Below are 17469 nucleotides of genomic sequence, written 5' to 3'. Positions count from 1 at the left end.
TGTCGTGGTTACTATTTGGTAGCGGTTGCCGAGGTAGAGCGCTCTCGATCCGATAGGATGAAAAGCATGACGGGCGCTGTATTTTCCTACGCACTGCTGGCCGCATTGGCAACGGCGCTGCTCGTCGCGGCGTTCACCGACTTGCGCGCGCGGCACATCGACAACTGGCTCAACCTGGGCATCGCGGTCGCCGCGCCGCTGTGGTGGCTGGCGATGGGGCTCGGCCCTTTCGACATCGGCGTGCAGATCGGGTTGGCGGCGGCGACGTTCGCGGTGGCCTGCGTGCTTTTCGCCATCGGCCAGATGGGCGGCGGCGACGTCAAGCTGCTGACCGCGCTGGCGCTGTGGTTCTCGCCTGCCGCGTTCCTGCAACTGGTCGTGCTGATGGCGGTGCTGGGCGGCGGCGCCTCGCTGGCAATGGCCGCATTCAACATGCAACCGGGGCGCAAGGAGATGGTGCGCGACACCCTCGCCGGGCTCGTCGCCTTCGCCTGGGTGTGGTGCGCGGGCGCCATCGTCTTCGCCATCGCGACGCATCGCCCGGTGGTGGAGCCCGCAACCATGGAGGCCGTCGCCGGGGTCTTGCCGGGCCTCTGGGCGATCCCCCTCGCCGCGATCGTGGTGCTGGGCCTGTTCCTCTTCGGGATGCGCCACATCATGCGCCGCCAGAAGTCGCGAATCGAGGTGCCCTACGGCATCGCCATCGCCGCCGCATCGCTGTGGGTGATGGGTTCGCAGACGCTCAGCGCCGCGCATTCCGCCGGAATCGCAGGCTGAAGCTAACGCGGTTTACGCAAGCAACGGGGTGAACCCGTTCTTAACCAATTTACCTCATAAGTCCGAACAGTTCGGGGATTTTGCTAAGGGGCTTTCCAAGCCATGGACAGGAAGAAAGTGGTGCTGCTCGCGGTTGCGCTGCTCGTCGCAGCCTTCACCGCATTTGCTGCGAGGACGATGTTCGCAGGCGGGGGCGCGCCGCAGGCCGGAGCGGTTCCGGCCGCCGACCAGAATGGCCCCAAAGTGCTGGTCGCGCAGCGCGCACTGCCTGTAGGCACGATCATCACCGCCGATTCGGTCTCTTTCCAGAGCTGGCCGGACAACCTCGTCCAGGACGCCTATTACGTCGATGGCAAGGCCGACATGACCAAGCTGCTCGGCACCGTCGTGCGCTTTCCGATCACCGCCGGCCAGCCGCTGACCCAGGGCGCGCTCGTCGCGCCGGGCGATCGCGGGTTCCTTGCCGCCGCACTCGGACCGGGCATGCGCGCCGTCACCATCTCGGTCTCGGCCGACACCGGCGTCGGCGGCTTCGTCTTCCCGGGCGACCGCATCGACCTCGTCCTCACGCAGGACGTGAAAGGCGAAGGCGACTCGCTGCGCACCGCCGAGACGATCCTGCGCAACCTGCGGGTCCTCGCGACGGACCAGGCGACCGCCAGCACCGTCGAGGATGGCAAGACGGTCGTGCAGGGCTTCCGCACCGTCACCCTCGAAGTGACCCCGCGCATCGCCGAGAAGGTCGCCGTCGCGCAGACCATAGGCACGCTCAGTCTGTCGCTGCGCGCGATCGCCGACAACCAGGGTGAATTCGACCGTATTCTCGCCAGCGGCGACGTGAAGTTGCCCGAGGGTGCGACCCGCGAGCAGGAAGAGAAGTTCATGAGCCAGGCCATGAACCGCCCGATGGACGGCGCCACCACCTACGTCACGGGCGCCGACGTCTCGCGCTTCCAGCGTTCGAGCCGCCCGGCACAGGGCGGCGGCGCTCCGGCCCCCGCTCCCGCCGTCGGCGCCGCGCCGCAGGTTGCCGCAGCCCCCGTGCATGTCGGCCCCGTGGTCCGCGTGACCCGCGGCAAGGACACCACCGTCGAGCCGGTGGGCAAGTAACGATGACCGCGTCCACGCACCGTCCGTCACCCTTTGAGGGCAATTCGATGAAGCAGCGTCTTCTCAAGTCCGCACTGATCGCCGCCACCATGCTGGCGCCCATGACCGCCGCCCCGGCGCAGGCGCAGACGGCCTCGGTCGTCCACCCCGCGCAGGACGTCAGCCTGTCGATCGGCAGCGGCCAACTCGTCAACGTTCCCGGTTCGATGGCCGACGTCTTCGTCGCCAACGACGCGGTCGCGGACGTGCAGGTCAAGTCGTCGAAGCAGTTCTACGTGTTCGGCAAGGCCGGCGGCACCACTACGGTCTACGCCAGCAATGCGGCGGGCGCGGTGGTGTGGTCGGGCACGGTGCGCGTGGGATCGAACCTCGACAGCGTCGATTCGATGCTGCGCCTCGCGATACCGGACGCCAACATCGGCGTCTCGACTATGGGCTCCAGCACCTTCGTGCTGACCGGCACGATCAAGAACCCCGAAGACGCCGCCGAGGCCGAACGCCTCGTCACGGCTTACGCGGGCAAGGAAGCCAACGTCATCAGCCGCCTGCGCATCGCCACGCCGCTGCAGGTCAACCTGCAGGTGCGCATCGCTGAAGTCAGCCGCTCGCTGGTCAAGTCGATGAGCGTCAACATCACCAGCGCCGATGCCACTACCGGCGCCAAGTTCGTGATCGGCCAGGGCTCGGGCAAGTTCCCGAACTACAACCCGGCATTGCCGATCGGCATCGCCACGCAGGCCAGCAGCAACTATTCCACCATCACGCCCAACGCCACCGGCACCACCCTCGGCCTTGGCGGAAAGCTGCTCGGCATCGACCTGCTCGGCGCGCTCGATGCGGGCGAGACGGTCGGCCTGGTCAGCACGCTGGCACAGCCCAACCTCACCACCCTTTCGGGCGAGACGGCCGACTTCCTGGCCGGCGGCGAGTTTCCGATTCCCCTGAGCCAGGGCCTCGGCTCGACCTCGATCGAGTACAAGAAGTACGGCGTCAGCCTCAGCTATACGCCCACTGTGCTGGCCAACGGTCGCATTTCGATGCGCGTGCGGCCGGAAGTCTCGGAGCTTTCGAGCGAAGGCGCGGTAACGCTCAACGGCTACTCGATTCCGGCGCTGACCGTGCGCCGCACCGAGACGACCGTGGAACTCGGCTCGGGCCAGAGCTTCATGATTGCCGGCCTGTTGAGCAACAACACCGCCAATTCCATCCAGAAGATGCCGGGCGCGGGCGACCTGCCGATCCTCGGCTCGCTGTTCCGTTCCACCAGCTACAAGCGCGGCGAGACCGAACTGGTCATCATCGTCACCCCCTATCTGGTGAATCCGATGAATTCGCCCTCGCAGATCGCGCTGCCGACCGACGGCTTCAAGTCGCCCAACGAACTGCAGCGCATCCTGGGCAACATGGATAGCGACGGCGCCAGCGGCGAAAAGCGTCCGGAAGCGACGAAGACTCCGTCCGGAGCCACGGGTCCGGGCATCGGCGCGGCTACCTCCGTCCCGTCGAAGGACAAAAAGACCAAGCGCACCGCCGCCGACGACTCCGCCAAGCCCGGCTTCAGCTTCTAAGCGAGAAAGGGGATCACCATGCGCAAAGCTACTCTCGCCCGTACCGCCATCGCCTTCGGCCTCGGCCTCTCGCTGGCCGCTTGCGGCGGCGTGCCGGACAACCGCTCGGTCTATTCGGTCCATCAGCCGGTGGTCGAAAAGTCCGACTACCGCATCGACGTGACCAGCAGCGGCGCGGGCCTCGCCTATGGCGAGCAAGGCCGCCTGGCAGGCTGGTTCGAGGCCATGGGCCTCAAGTACGGCGACCGCATCTCGGTCGACGATCCGAGCATGAGCACCGCCACCCGCAGCGCCATCGCGGCAGTGGCGGAGCACTATGGGCTCGTCCTCGACGAAGCCACCACCCCGAGCGGCACCGTGCCCGCAGGCACCACCCGCGTCACGATCAGCCGCGCGAAGGCCTATGTCCCGGGCTGCCCGGACTGGTCGGCCAAGAGCGACTTCAACCCGGGCAACGCCACTTCGACCAACTACGGTTGCTCGGTGAACTCGAATCTCGCCGCTATGGTCGCCAATCCGGAAGACCTGATCCACGGCCAGACCGACACCGGATCGACCACGGTAATGACGTCGAACAAGGCGATCGACGCCTATCGCGCCGCCGCGCCGACCGGCAAGGGCAACTCGGTCTCCGCGACCGGCAGCAAGGGCAACTGATGGCCATGAACGCTCCCTGGAAGACGGGCGGCCCCGGCGGCCGCGACCAGTTCGCCGCATTCCTGTGCGACGAGGCCTCGCTCGACGTATTACGCCCCATCGCCATCGAGATGGGCTGGCAGCCGGAGAAGTGCCACAAGGGCGGCCTGCGCAATGCCGTGCAGTCGCTGTCGATCTCGGCCAGCCCGAACATCCTGCTCGTCGATCTTTCGGAGAGCGGCGACCCGCTGAGCGACATCAACGCCCTCGCCGAAGTCTGCGAGCCGGGCACGGTCGTCGTCGCGGTGGGTCAGGTCAACGACGTGCGCCTCTACCGCGACCTCATCGCCAGCGGTATCCACGACTACCTGCTCAAGCCCCTGCAGTCCGCCGCCGTGCGCGACGCACTGGCCCAGGCGCAGTCGGTATTCTCGACCCCGCGCACGCATGACGTCGCTGCGGGCAAGCGGCATATCTCGACCGCCGTGATCGGCACGCGCGGGGGCGTCGGCGCATCGACGCTGGCGACGTCGCTGGCGTGGCTGTTCAGCACCGACCACAAGCTGCCGACCGCGCTGCTCGACCTCGACATCCACTTCGGCACCGGCGCGCTTTGCCTCGATCTGGAGCCGGGCCGCGGCCTGACCGACGCGATCGAGAACCCCAGCCGCATCGACGGCCTGTTCATCGAGCGCGCGATGATCCGCGCGAACGACAATCTCGCGATCCTCTCGGCCGAAGCGCCGATCAACGCACCGTTGCTGACCGACGGCTCCGCCTTCGTACAGCTCGAGGAGGAATTCCGCGCCGCGTTCGAGATGACCGTGGTGGACATGCCGCGCAACATGCTGATCAACTTCCCCCAGCTCGTCGCCGACCTCGGCGTCGCGGTGCTGGTGACGGAGATGACGCTGGCCTCGGCGCGCGACACCATCCGCCTGCTCTCGTGGTTCAAGGCCAATGCGCCGCAGACCCGCGTGATCATCGTCGCCAACAAAGTGCAGACGGCGATGGCGGAGATCAGCAAGGCCGACTTCGAAGCCTCGATCGAGACCAGGATCGACGTCTCGATCCCCTATGACCTCAAGGCCGCATCGATGGCCGCAAAGCTGGGTCAGACCTTCGCCGACGCCAACCGTGCCACCAAGGCCGGCGCCGTGCTGCGCGACCTTGCCCGCGACATCGCCGATATCGCCGAGGACGACGGCGCCGCCGCCAAGCCCTCGCTGCTCGGGAAGTTCGACCTCAAGGCGATGATGCCCAAGGCGAAGAAGAAGGCTCCCGCGTCCTCGTAAGGCGCATGTTCGCAAGGTTCGACAGGATATGAACTTCCTTCAGGTCATCATGGTGACGACGGGGCTCACGGGCTTCGCGCTGCTCGTCTGGGCGCTTCTTTCGGGGCCAAACCCCAAGAAGGAATCGACCCGGCGCCTGAAGTCGGTGCGCTTCCGCCACTCGAACAACGCCAGCGACCGGCTGGAGGCGCAGATGCGCCGCGCCGTCGCCGCCCGCAAGCCGAGGATCCACCAGATCGCCGGCTCCGCCTCGCGCGCGGAGGCGCTGGCGCTGCGTCTGCACCGTTCGGGCCTGCCCTGGACCTTGCAGCAGTATCTCTACGGCTCGATCGGCCTCGGCGCGGTGATAACGCTGCTGATCTTGATGAAGACGGGCGCGCTGTTCCTTGCCCTCGCCTTCGGCGTCTTCATCGGCGCAGGGTTGCCGCACATGGTCGTCAGCCACTTCATCAAGCGCCGCTCCAACGCCTTCACCGTCAAGTTCGCCGACGCCATCGACCTGCTCGTGCGCGGCCTGCGCTCGGGCCTGCCGGTCTCGGAGACGCTCACCATCGTCTCGCAGGAAATCCCTGGCCCCGTCGCCGAGGAATTCAAGCTGATCACCGACCGCATGAAAGTCGGCAAGACCATGGAGGATGCCCTCCAGGAAACCGCCGACCGCCTGAACATGCCCGAATTCAACTTCTTCTGCATCACCCTCGCCATCCAGCGCGAGACCGGCGGCAACCTGGCGGAGACGCTGGCGAACCTGTCGGACGTGCTGCGCAAGCGCGCGCAGATGAAGCTCAAGATCCGTGCGATGAGTTCGGAATCCAAGGCTTCGGCCTACATCGTCGGCTCGCTGCCGTTCATCGTCTTCTTCATGATCTGGTGGATCAGCCCCCAGTACATCGGCCAGTTCTTCATCGACGAGCGCCTGATGGTCGCCGGCATCGGCGGCGCCATCTGGATGGGCATCGGTGCCTTCATCATGGCCAAGATGGTCAGCTTCGAGATCTGAGGACCAGCACATGCTCGAACAACCCGCCGGTCCCACCCTCCTCGGCTTCGACGTCACTTACGTCGGGACACTGCTCACCATCGTCGCGGCCGCCGCGGTGCTCTTCGCGATCTACACCGCGATCACCATCCGCGACCCGATGCAAAAGCGCGTCAAGGCGCTGAACGCCCGGCGCGAGCATCTCAAGGCGGGCATCATCACCACCGCCCGCAAGCGCCAGAGCCTGATCCGTCGTAACGACACCACCGACAAGATGGGTGCGTTCCTCGGCAAGGCGCGGATGCTGCAGGACAGCCAGATCAAGACCATCCAGCAGAAGCTGGCGCAGGCCGGCATCCGCAACAAGGAATGGGCCGTCGCGGTCGTCCTCGCCCGCCTCGTCGCGCCGATCGTGCTGGGCGGTTTCGCCGCGCTGGTGATCTACGGGATCGATTATTTTCCGCAGTGGTCGGACTTCAAGAAGTTCATGGCCTTCGCCGCGATGGTGCTAGCCGGATACAAAGGCCCGGACATCTACATCCAGAACCTCGTGTCCAAGCGCACCGACGCGATCCGCAAGGGCCTGCCCGACGCGCTCGACCTGCTCGTCATCTGCGCCGAAGCGGGCCTGACCGTGGACGCCGCCTTCGAGCGCGTCTCACGCGAACTGGGCCGCGCCTACCCGGAACTGGGCGACGAGTTCTCGATGACCTCGATCGAACTCTCGTTCCTCACCGAACGCCGCGCCGCGTTCGAGAACCTCGCCTACCGCGTCAACCTCGACGCGGTGAAGGGCGTGGTGACGACGATGGTGCAGACCGAACGCTACGGCACCCCGCTGGCCTCTGCGCTACGCGTGCTCTCGGCCGAATTCCGCAACGAACGCATGATGCGCGCCGAGGAAAAGGCGGCGCGCCTGCCCGCGATCATGACCGTGCCGCTGATCCTGTTCATCCTGCCGACGCTGTTCGTCGTCATCCTCGGCCCGGCGGCGTGCTCGATCGGCGATGCGTTCTCGGGGACGGGTCCAGGCAAGGCGGGATAAAGGCCAGAAGAATAAGGGTGGACGCGAGGGTCAGCACCCTCGCGCTCCCGGTACTGTCGGCGCAGCGCGCGAAGTTCTCCCGCACCTCTGGTCTCTGCCGGTCGTTGCGGTTACTTGCCAGCCATGGATGACCTTTTCGCCGCGCAGACAGTTCGCGATCGCAAGCTGGAACGGCGCGATGTCGAAGCGCTTGTCGGCAGTCCCTGGCACATCACGAATTGCGATCTGGATGAGGCGGACCTGTCGGGCCTCGACTTGTCCGCCTGGACCTTCGAACAGTGCAGCCTGCGCCATGCGAAACTGTCCGGCGCGAAACTGGAGCAGACCCGCTGGCGCTCGTGCCGGGGCGCCTTCGCAGACTTCATCGGCTGCGACCTCAGCGACGCGGCATTCACCGCCTGCGACTTCAACAATTCTGCGCTGCGGCGCGCCATGCTGCAGGGAACCCGCTTTTCCCGCAGCAAGCTGACGGGCGCCGACATGTCCGATCTCAAGGCGCTGGAAGTCCATTTCGACGAAACCCTGCTCGTCGGTGCGAAGCTGCCCGGCCTGTCGTTCCGCAAGACGACCCTGCAGCGCATCGACTTCTCACAGGCCGACCTGCGCAAGGTGGATTTCCGGATGACCACTTTCGAAGGCTGCAGCCTGCGCGATGCGCAAGTGGACGGCGCGCGCTTCGAGGGTGCAGACTTGCGCGGCGCCGATCTGGGCGGCGTGACCCTCGGCGATGCGCGGCGCTTCCGCGGCGCGACGATCTCACGCGATCAGGCTGCCCTGCTGCTGGGCGAAGTGGGACTGAAGGTGCGCTGACGGCGGCGTTTCAGCCGTCCGTCTCCACCAGTTCCGCGATCTCGAAGGCGAACCCCTTCCACCCGCGCATCTTCGCTGCTTCGTCCAGCGGAAGGCGCTTCTTCTTCGCCTCCGCCAGCGAGCGGGCGTGCCCCCAGAACACCTCGGTCCTGCCGTTCTGCAACTCGGCCACCACGCGCCAGTAATGCGTGAAAGGATCGGTCGTCGGCCCGATGGTCTTGACGTAGCCGTCCGCCATCGTCGCGGTGAGATAACGCTTCTTCTTGCGGGCCATCAGTGCGCGAGGATGCCTGCCATGATGATGTCGATCGTATGCTCGCGGTAACGGTCCCGCAGTTCCTCGGTCAGGCTGTCCTGGTCGAAACAGTGCTTGAGCACCAGCCGCGCCGAGAAGAAGCGGTCCACCGCCCCCGTCACCGTGAAGTAGAACAACTGCGGGTCGATCTCGCGGAACACCCCTGCCCGCACGCCGTCGCCGATCAGTTGCTCGTAAGCGCGGTAGATCGGCGAGAGGTAGCAATTGGCGATGCGCCGCGCCTCGGTATCGTCGCTCTCGCGCACCATGCGCATGGTCAGGCGATTGAGATACGGCACTTCGTAGAAGGTATCGACCACCTTCCACAAGTGCCGCCGCAGCTTGGCCTCCGGCTCCCACCCGTCCTTGGCGACGAGCGCGTCGACGCTGACGACGATCGCCTCCCAGTCACGGTCGAGCAGCGCCTTGAGCAGCCCCGCCTTGTTGCCGAAGTAGTACTTCACCAGCGCCGAGTTCAACCCGGAGCGGAGGCTCAGTTCGGAAAGCGAGATGTCGATCACGTCGCCGTCGCGCATGATCGCACTCGCCGTGTCGAGCAGCATCGCACGCGCGCCCGGAGGCGCGACTTCCACGGCGCCGGCGGTCAGGGAGACGGGACGTTCCTTCATCGGCGCTTACTTCGGCCCCATGCGGATCGCACCGTCGAGACGGATCGATTCGCCGTTGAGATAGTCGTGCTCAAGCATGAACAGCGCCAGCTTCGCGTACTCTTCCGCCTTGCCGAGGCGCTTGGGGAACGGCACCATCGCCGCCAGCGCATCCTGCACGCCCTGCGGCATTCCCGCCATCATCGGCGTCTCGAAGATGCCCGGTAGGATCGTGTTGACGCGAATGCCCTCGCTCATGAGATCACGCGCCACCGGCAGCGTCATCGCCAGTACCCCGCCCTTCGACGCGGCATAGGCGGCCTGCCCGATCTGGCCGTCCTGCGCCGCGACGCTCGCGGTGTTGACGATGGCCCCGCGCGAACCGGCCGCGTCGAGCGGCTCCAGCGTCGCCATGCCCGACGCCGACTTGCTGATGCAGCGGAAGGTGCCCACGAGGTTGATCGCGATCGCCTTCTCGAACAGCGCCATGTCGTGCGATCTGGGCTCGCCCGTCTCGCGATTCTTGCCGACGGTCTTGGCGGCCGGCGCGATGCCTGCGCAGTTGACCAGCACCCGCTCCTGCCCGTGCGCCGCGCGTGCTTTCGCGAATCCGGCGATCACGCTGTCCTCGTCGGTCACGTTGACCGCGCAGAACACGCCGCCGATCTCGGCTGCAAGCGCTTCGCCAGCTTCGGCATTGAGGTCGAAGATCGCGACCTTCACGCCCTGCGCCGCGAGCGCCCGCGCCGTCGCCGCGCCAAGTCCGGAAGCCGCGCCGGTGACCACTGCGGCCATGGAGTTGTCGAGTTTCATGCCGATTTCCTTTTCCTGTCGCGCCCTATGCCGATCCGGCGAAGCAGACCATCGATTTTGTCCGAGGCGATTTAATCAATCGGTTAAATGCCTCGAGAGGGCCGGTCAATCCATTGCGCAAGATCGATTTGCAGCAACGCAACAGGATTTCACCGGGGCGATGGCGTGCGCAAGAAACTCTGTGGACAATGCCTATATGCAACAGGTCTATTGTTCCAACTAATCGGCTGGAATCCTTGCGCGGTTGCAGAACGGCCACGGTTCGTCGCGCATGGCTGTTGCGTCATTGCCACAATCGCCAACCCATTTCTCCCAACTTGGCAAATTCCGTTGAAAGGCGATCCCTCCGGCGCAACAACATTTCACATGGCATCACGATGCGTGCGCGCATCCGAAAGCCGGCAACGGGTCATCAGGCGAACTTGGTCACGCATTCGCCTGCTGAACGAAGCAACAAGGGACACAAAAGTGAAAACCACAATCCAGAAGGCCGCGCTGCGCGGCGCGACAAGCCTCACGGCTTTCGCACTGCTGTGCGGAACTGCGCACGCGCAGGACGCAGCTCCGCAGAAGTCGGAAGAGGCGGCCTCCGACGATTCGAACGTCATCATCGTCACCGGCTCGCTGCTGCGCCGCACCGATGCCGAGACGGCTTCGCCGGTCACCGTCATCTCCGCCGACAACTTCGAACAGCGCGGCATCAACACCGCAGCCGAAGCACTTCAGCGCCTCTCCGCCAACGGCTCGGGCACGATCTCGGAAGGCTGGAACAACGGCAACAACTTCGCAGCCGGCGCGAACGCGATCTCGCTGCGCGGCCTGACCGTTCAGAACACGCTGACGATCGTCGATGGCATGCGCATGGCCATGTACCCGGTCGCGGATGACGGACACCGCAACTTCGTCGATCTCAACTCGATCCCCGACGCGGTTATCGACCGTATCGAAGTCGTGAAGGACGGCGCTTCGTCGACTTACGGCGCTGACGCAGTCGCCGGCGTGGTGAACGTCATCACCAAGAAGCAGGTCCAGGGCATTCACGCCAACGTTTCGAACGGCATCTCCGACCACGGCGACGGCAGCGAACAGCGTCTTGACCTCACCGTGGGCCACGGCGATCTCGAAACCGACGGCTTCAACTTCTACGTCAGCGGCATGTACCGCAAGAACGAAGAGATCTGGGCTCGCAACCGCGGCGACAAGTTCAACACCGGCTATCTCGGCAACATCTGCAACGACAACGGCGGCTGCATGAAGACGCCGACCCGCTGGTACGCCTTCGGCGTTAACGGCGATGGCTCGCTGGGCGGCTCGACGATCCCGCTTGCTCCGCTCGTCGCGGCCAGCAATGCTGCCGGTGGCAATACCACCCCTTATCAGCTGCTCAATCCGGACTGCGCCGCGTTCAACTCGACGCCCACGAGCCTGCCTGCCAGCGCAAGCAGCAGCGGCCGTTACGGCAATGTCTGCTCGGCGGACTTGAAGAACCTCTACGCCACGCTCCGCCCGGAAACGAAGCGCTACGGCTTTGCCGGCCGCGCGACCGTGAAGGTCGGCGAGAAGGCAGAGGCGTTCGTCTCGGTCGACTGGACCAAGACCAGCACCTATTCGCAGCTTTCTCCGGCCGCGTTCCCCAACGCCACTCCGCCGCCCAGTTCGGCCACCTGGGCCAGCGTCGTCCTGCCGGTCTACGTTTGCTCGGCAGGCACCGCCACTTTCGTCAACAACCTGAACGTCAGCTCGGGCTGTAATGCCGCCAACGGCACGCTGAACCCGAACAACCCGTTCGCCGCCAGCGGCCAGACCGCGATCATCCGCGGCCGCTACGACAAGCCGCAGACGGTCGAAACCGGTGCACGCTCGATGCGCGTCCAGGCGGGCATCAACGGCACCTTCGGCAGCGATGACGAATGGGCCTACACCGTCGGCGCTACGGCGTCGGAAGTGCAACTCACGCGCACCAGCCGCAACTACCTGATCCCGCAGCGCCTGGCCGACATGGTCGCGACCGGCGAGTACAACTTCGCGGCGCCCTGGCTGAACAGCCAGGAAGTCCGCGACTATGTGGCTCCGGTGAACAGGAAGGTCTCGACCTCCAAGCTGTGGCAGGTCGAAGGCACCATCCAGCGCGCACTGTTCGAATTGCCCGGCGGTTCGCTGCAGGTCGCAGTCGGTGCATCGTACCGCAAGGAATCGCTCGACGACCAGTCGGCGAACCCGCAGAACGATGCCGCTCCCTATGACCGTTACTTCACGATCAACGCGGTCGGCGCTGCCGGCAGCCGCAACGTGAAGTCGGCCTTCTACGACATCAGCGCGCCGATCATCGATCAGGTGGAATTGTCTGCTTCGGGTCGCTACGACAAGTATTCGTCAGGCCAGAGCAACTTCTCGCCGAAGTTCGGCATCAAGATCAAACCGATCGAACAGGTCCTGCTGCGCGGCACCTGGTCGAAGGGCTTCCGTATTCCTTCGTTCAACGAAGCATACGGCCTGCCGACGACCGGTTACGCCAACTTCAAGATCGACTGCACCACTTATGCAGCCTACTGCGCCTCGCACGACAACAACAACTACGTAAGCGCTGCCTACAACATCGGTCGTACCGGTACGGGTAACCCCGACCTGAAGCCCGAGAAGTCGACCAGCTACACGTTCGGTGCCGTGTTCGAACCGATGCGCAATGTCAGCTTCACCGTGGATTACTTCCGCACGAAGATTAAGGGCATCATCGGCGGCGTTTCGGCGGAAGACCAGGATGCGGCTCTCGACGCTTACTTGCGTACCGGCGCGACCAATGCCGTCACCGGCGTGACTATTCGTCCGCTCAATCCCGATCCGGATAACCTGACGGCGATCGCGAACCCGGGCTTCATCGAGTACTCGTACAACAACTCGGACTCGCAGGTCGTAGAGGGCATCGATTTCGGCGCCAACATCAGCTACGATTTCGGCCCGGTTACCTGGACCAGCAACCTCGACGCTTCGTACCTCATCAAGTACGAACTGACCCGTGCTACGGGCACCAAGGAGCGTTACGACGGCTCGCTGAGCCCCTGTGACTACACCTCGTGCTCGGGTTCGCCGAAGTGGCGCGGTTCCTGGCAGAACACCTTCACCATGGGCAAGGTGTCGCTGACCGGTACCGCATACTACACGCATGGCTACGACCTCGCGTCGGTCGATTACAGCGGCGTGAAGGGTGATTGCGCAGCCAGCGTCGGTGCTTCGGTCGTCGAATACGACGATGGCACTCCGGTGAAGTGCAAGGTCGGTGCGCAGTGGAACTTCGACATCGCAGCCAATGTTCAGGTCAGCGACAACTTCTCGATCTATGCGAACATCCTCAATGCGTTCGCGATCAAGCCGAAGTTCGACCCGTCGGCGGCTTACTCGATCTTCAACTACAACCCGGCATGGGGCCAGGCCAACATGGTCGGCCGCTACTTCCGCCTCGGCGCGAAGGTTGACTTCTAAACCGCAAGGTCTGGACAAAAGATGGGGCGGTCTCTTCGGAGGCCGCCTTTTTTTTTTGGCGTGTCTGTCTGAAATCCGTGTCCTGCTGAATGACGACAAACTGTTGCAACCTGTTGCAATGTTACAACAAATGACTCTTTTGTTGCAGCTTTCCTGCAAATCGCTGTTGCAGTTGCGAATTGGCACGGCAGACTATCGGCATCTGCCCGGATTTCCGGCCGGGCACGCGGACGTCACATCCGCACCGAAGCAACAAGGGGACACACCATGAAAACCGCAAGAAGCACTCTGCTTCTTGGCGTCGCCGCGATTCCGGCGATCGCTGTATTGGCCGCCGCGCCAGCGCGCGCTCAAGAAGCCAGCGCACAGGGTGCCACCGCACAGAGCGGCACCGACACCGCCGACGAAAGCGGTGATGCCATCACCGTTACCGGCACTCGCATCACCATACCGAACGGGTTCGACAACCCCAACCCGGTCGTGTCAGTCACCGCCGCCACGATCGAGCAGTCGGGCCGGACCAACATCACCGAATTTCTGTCGCAGAGCCCGGCCCTACTCGGTTCGCGCCGTGCGATCGATTCCGCCGGCTCGAACCTGCCCAATGGCCAGCTCACCGGCGTCAACCTGCTGAACCTGCGCAACCTGGGCACTGCACGCACGCTCGTGCTGGTTGACGGCCGGCGCCACGTGGCGGGCTATCCCGGCACCGCATCGGTCGATACCAACACCATCCCGACCGATCTGATCGAGAGCGTCGACGTGCTCACCGGCGGCGTCTCGGCGATCTACGGTGCGGACGGCGTTTCGGGCGTGGTCAACTTCATTATGAAGAAGGACTTCGAAGGCCTGCGCATCCGTGGCCAGAACACGATCTCGCAGCGCGGCGACGCGGGTGAGAAGTTCCTCGCGGCAACTGCTGGCACCAATTTCGACGACGGCAAGGGCAACATCACCCTCGCCTACGAATTCAACAAGACCGACCGCTTCTCGCAGCGCAAGCGTCTGAACTACGGCAAGACCGGCCCGACTTGGAGCTTCGTACGCAACCCGGCCGACGGCGCCCCCGGCTCGACACGCGACGATCCGAACGTGCCCGACCGCGTGCTGATGAACAACCTGCGCTGGGCGGACAGCTCGATGGGCGGCGCGATCGACATCGATTTCGACGGCGTTCCCGACTATACCGGTGAAGGCAACCCGTACGATCTGGGCACTTACGTCCCCGGCACCGCGTTTACCGTGGGCGGCGACAGCACCCCGCGCGATTCGTACTACGGCGACTACACGCCGTTCCTGCGCCGTCACATCGTCAACGTGATGGGCCACTACGAAGTCAGCCCGGCGCTCAACTTCTATGCGGAAGCGAAGTACGTGCGTTCCAAGGCGTACACCTTTGCGCAGCCGACTTACGACTTCTACACCGAGCTGTTCGCGGACAACTACTATCTGAACGAGCGCTTTGGTGCGAACGCTCCGGACGGCGCCCTCGTCAGCCGCGACAACTTCGACTTCGGCATCCGCCGCTCGGAACTGAACCGCGAGTTGTGGCGCACCGTCGTCGGTGCCAACGGCGAACTGTCATCGCACCTGAAGTACGACGCCTCGTTCGTCTTCGGCCAGTCGACGCAGCGGGCGACCGCCTCGGGCGACCGTATCCTCGATCGCTACTCGGCGGCGCTGGACGCGGTGTCCGACGGCAACGGCGGCGTGACCTGCCGCATCAACCTGCCCGGCCAGACCGAGATAATGGGCAACAGCTTCGGCTCGCCCTTCTACAGCGGCGCGCCGCTGACGTTCCAGCCCGGCCAGTGCGTACCGCTCAACGTCCTGGGCAACGGCTCGCCTTCGCCTGAGGCGCTGGCCTTCATTCTCGCGACCCACACCGACTATGCCCGCCTACGCCAGTACGTCGGCTCGGCCAGTATTTCGGGTGACACCGGTGGGTTCTTCGAACTGCCGGGCGGCCCGATCGGCTTCGCCGTCGGTCTCGAGTACCGCAAGGAGAGCAGCCTTCAGATCCCGTCGTACTACACGCAGAACGGCTTCCTGGCCGACAGCGCGCAGGCGACGATCGACGGCGGTTCGTACGACGTAAAGGAAGCCTACGGAGAAATCCGTCTGCCGATCCTGCTCGATGCCCCGCTGGCCCATGAGTTGAGCCTGGGTGGCGCATTGCGCGTTTCGGACTACTCGACGGTCGGCACGAACACCGCCTGGAACGTCAACGGCACGTATGCGCCGATCGCAGACGTTTCGTTCCGCGGCACCTATTCGGTTTCGGTGCGTGCACCGAACATCACCGAGCTGTTTGCCGGCACCAGCGGCGGTTACGAGTTCATCACCGACCCGTGCGGCCCGGAACGCATCGCCGAAGGCAAGGCACCCCGCCAGGCCAACTGCACCGCGGCGCTGACCGCTGCCGGCCTTACCCCGCAGCAGATCATCGACTTCAACCCGGCCGACGACCAGACCTCACCGCAGAACAGCAGCCTGCTGGGCACCCAGGGCGGCAACCCGAACCTCTCCGAGGAAAAGGCCAAGACCTGGACCGCCGGCGTGGTGCTGCGTCCGAGCTTCCTGAAAGGCTTCACTCTCAGCGCAGACTGGTACAACATCCGTATCAGCAAGGCGATCAACTACTCGACCGCGCAGGACATCGTGGACCTCTGCTACGACCAGCCGACGCTGCAGAACCAGTATTGTTCGCTCATCACCCGCAGCGGCACTACCGGCTACATCAACGGCTTCAGCGTAGTCCCGCAGAACGTCGCATCGTACAAGACGGCAGGTCTCGACCTGAACCTGCAGTATCGCCTCGAAGCCTCGCCGGCCGTCGGCAGCTTCCTGTTCAGCCTCGTTGGCAACTATCTCAACAAGCTGGAATTCGTTCCCTCGCTCGGCGCCGTGGCGCAGAACGAACTGGACAGCTCGGCGTACCCGGCACCCAAGTTCAGCGCGACCTTCGACCTTACCTGGATCAAGGGCCCGTTCTCGCTGAACTACGGCATCAACTGGTGGGACAAGACTCGCCGGGTCACCCGCGAGCAGCAAGCGGCCAACCCCGACTACCTGCCCAGCCAGTACATCTGGTACAAGGAGAAGTGGGAGCACGAACTGTACGCATCGTACAACGTCGATGACCGCTTCACGATCTACGGCGGTGTCAACAACCTGTTCGACACCAAGCCCGACGTGGGTGCAGTCGCCTATCCGATCAGCGCGGTCGGCCGCTCGTTCTTCATGGGCGTGAAGGCGAACGTGTTCTGATCTTCACAAGATCGAGCCACATGAGATTCGGGCCGGGAAGCGTTGCTTCCCGGCCCGTTTTCGTCACTCCACGCTAATCGCCAGCGCGCCGTCACCGTCCTCGATCCGGACGTGCGATCCATCCGGCACCTCGCCTGCCAGCAGCTTCTCCGCCAGCGGGTCCTGCAAGTACCGCTGCACCGCGCGCTTCAATGGCCGCGCGCCGTACACCGGGTCATAGCCGACCCGCCCCAGCCACCGCTTCGCCGCGTCCGACAGGTCGAGCACGATCTTGCGGTCCTTGAGCAGCTTCTGCACGCGGACCACCTGGATATCGACGATCGGCGCCATGTGCTCCTGGCCCAGCCGGTGGAACAGCACGATCTCGTCGAGACGGTTGAGGAACTCGGGCCGGAAATGCCCGCGCACCACTTCCATCACCTGCGGCTCCACGGTGGAGACGTCCACGCCCTCGTCAAGCCCGGCAAGGTACTGGCTGCCGAGGTTGCTGGTCAGGATGATCAGCGTGTTGGTGAAGTCCACCACGCGGCCCTGTCCATCGGTCAGGCGCCCGTCGTCGAGCACCTGCAGCAGCACGTTGAAGACGTCGGAATGCGCCTTCTCCACCTCGTCGAACAGCACGACCTGATAAGGGCGCCGCCGCACCGCCTCGGTCAGCACGCCGCCTTCCTCGTAGCCGACATAGCCCGGAGGCGCGCCGATCAGGCGGGCGACCGCGTGCTTCTCCATGAACTCCGACATGTCGATGCGCACCATCGCGGTGTCGTCGTCGAACAGGAAGCCCGC

Annotated in this window: 15 protein-coding genes; 11 read left to right on the top strand and 4 right to left on the bottom strand. The window is 64.7% G+C overall.

Going from position 1 to position 17469, the window contains the following annotated elements; all coding sequences use genetic code 11:
- Positions 1-66: 66 nt before the first annotated feature.
- The 8 genes from LH128_RS14245 to LH128_RS14210 all read left to right on the top strand — a co-directional run bounded on the left by LH128_RS14245 (position 67) and on the right by LH128_RS14210 (position 8220).
- Positions 67-777, top strand: a complete 711-nt coding sequence (locus LH128_RS14245; RefSeq protein ID WP_008830346.1) for an A24 family peptidase — start codon at positions 67-69, stop codon at positions 775-777.
- Positions 778-879: 102 nt separating this feature from the next.
- On the top strand, positions 880-1887 hold the full coding sequence (cpaB, locus tag LH128_RS14240; RefSeq protein ID WP_008830345.1) for a Flp pilus assembly protein CpaB: 1008 nt from the start codon (positions 880-882) through the stop codon (positions 1885-1887).
- Between the two features lie 47 nt (positions 1888-1934).
- Complete coding sequence (locus LH128_RS14235; protein ID WP_008830344.1) at positions 1935-3455, top strand: type II and III secretion system protein family protein; 1521 nt, start codon at positions 1935-1937, stop codon at positions 3453-3455.
- Positions 3456-3473: 18 nt separating this feature from the next.
- Complete coding sequence (locus LH128_RS14230) at positions 3474-4112, top strand: CpaD family pilus assembly protein (protein WP_008830343.1); 639 nt, start codon at positions 3474-3476, stop codon at positions 4110-4112.
- Between the two features lie 5 nt (positions 4113-4117).
- The gene (locus tag LH128_RS14225; protein ID WP_036523709.1) at positions 4118-5386 is read left to right on the top strand and encodes a pilus assembly protein CpaE; all 1269 of its coding nucleotides are present in this window, start codon (positions 4118-4120) and stop codon (positions 5384-5386) included.
- Between the two features lie 28 nt (positions 5387-5414).
- Positions 5415-6386: a type II secretion system F family protein gene (locus LH128_RS14220; protein WP_008830341.1), complete on the top strand. Its 972-nt coding sequence runs from the start codon at positions 5415-5417 to the stop codon at positions 6384-6386.
- Between the two features lie 10 nt (positions 6387-6396).
- Positions 6397-7410 carry a type II secretion system F family protein gene (locus tag LH128_RS14215; protein ID WP_008830340.1) on the top strand — a complete coding sequence of 338 codons (1014 nt, stop codon included), beginning with the start codon at positions 6397-6399 and terminating at the stop codon, positions 7408-7410.
- A gap of 123 nt (positions 7411-7533) precedes the next feature.
- Positions 7534-8220, top strand: a complete 687-nt coding sequence (locus LH128_RS14210) for a pentapeptide repeat-containing protein (RefSeq protein WP_008830339.1) — start codon at positions 7534-7536, stop codon at positions 8218-8220.
- Positions 8221-8230: 10 nt separating this feature from the next.
- Here the strand turns inward: LH128_RS14210 and LH128_RS14205 are convergent, their stop codons facing one another.
- The 3 genes from LH128_RS14205 to LH128_RS14195 are packed head-to-tail and all read right to left on the bottom strand — an operon-like array spanning position 8231 to position 9936.
- On the bottom strand, positions 8231-8494 hold the full coding sequence (locus LH128_RS14205; protein WP_008830338.1) for a hypothetical protein: 264 nt from the start codon (positions 8492-8494) through the stop codon (positions 8231-8233).
- On the bottom strand, positions 8494-9144 hold the full coding sequence (locus LH128_RS14200; protein ID WP_008830337.1) for a TetR family transcriptional regulator: 651 nt from the start codon (positions 9142-9144) through the stop codon (positions 8494-8496). The genes LH128_RS14205 and LH128_RS14200 overlap by 1 nt, the downstream gene beginning before the upstream one ends.
- Before the next feature lie 6 nt (positions 9145-9150).
- Positions 9151-9936 carry an SDR family oxidoreductase gene (locus tag LH128_RS14195; protein ID WP_008830336.1) on the bottom strand — a complete coding sequence of 262 codons (786 nt, stop codon included), beginning with the start codon at positions 9934-9936 and terminating at the stop codon, positions 9151-9153.
- A 468-nt stretch (positions 9937-10404) separates the two neighbouring features.
- Here LH128_RS14195 and LH128_RS14190 point away from each other — a divergent pair, with 468 nt between their 5' ends.
- Genes LH128_RS14190 through LH128_RS14185 form a run of 3 tightly spaced genes read left to right on the top strand, consistent with a single transcriptional unit; the run spans position 10405 to position 16683 of the window.
- On the top strand, positions 10405-13413 hold the full coding sequence (locus LH128_RS14190) for a TonB-dependent receptor plug domain-containing protein (RefSeq protein ID WP_008830335.1): 3009 nt from the start codon (positions 10405-10407) through the stop codon (positions 13411-13413).
- On the top strand, positions 13403-13684 hold the full coding sequence (locus LH128_RS34550) for a hypothetical protein (RefSeq protein WP_327195165.1): 282 nt from the start codon (positions 13403-13405) through the stop codon (positions 13682-13684). Before LH128_RS14190 ends, LH128_RS34550 begins: the two co-directional genes overlap by 11 nt.
- Positions 13681-16683 (top strand): TonB-dependent receptor domain-containing protein, encoded by a 3003-nt coding sequence (locus LH128_RS14185; RefSeq protein ID WP_008830334.1) that lies wholly within the window; start codon positions 13681-13683, stop codon positions 16681-16683. Before LH128_RS34550 ends, LH128_RS14185 begins: the two co-directional genes overlap by 4 nt.
- Before the next feature lie 63 nt (positions 16684-16746).
- Here LH128_RS14185 and LH128_RS14180 read toward each other — a convergent pair.
- A partial coding sequence (locus LH128_RS14180) for an AAA family ATPase (protein ID WP_008830333.1) occupies positions 16747-17469 on the bottom strand: 723 nt, incomplete at its 5' end.

It is taken from the genome of Sphingomonas sp. LH128 (genome assembly GCF_000293195.2).
Classification (GTDB): Bacteria; Pseudomonadota; Alphaproteobacteria; order Sphingomonadales; family Sphingomonadaceae; genus Novosphingobium; species Novosphingobium resinovorum_A.
This window is presented reverse-complemented; position numbering and strand designations above follow the sequence as displayed.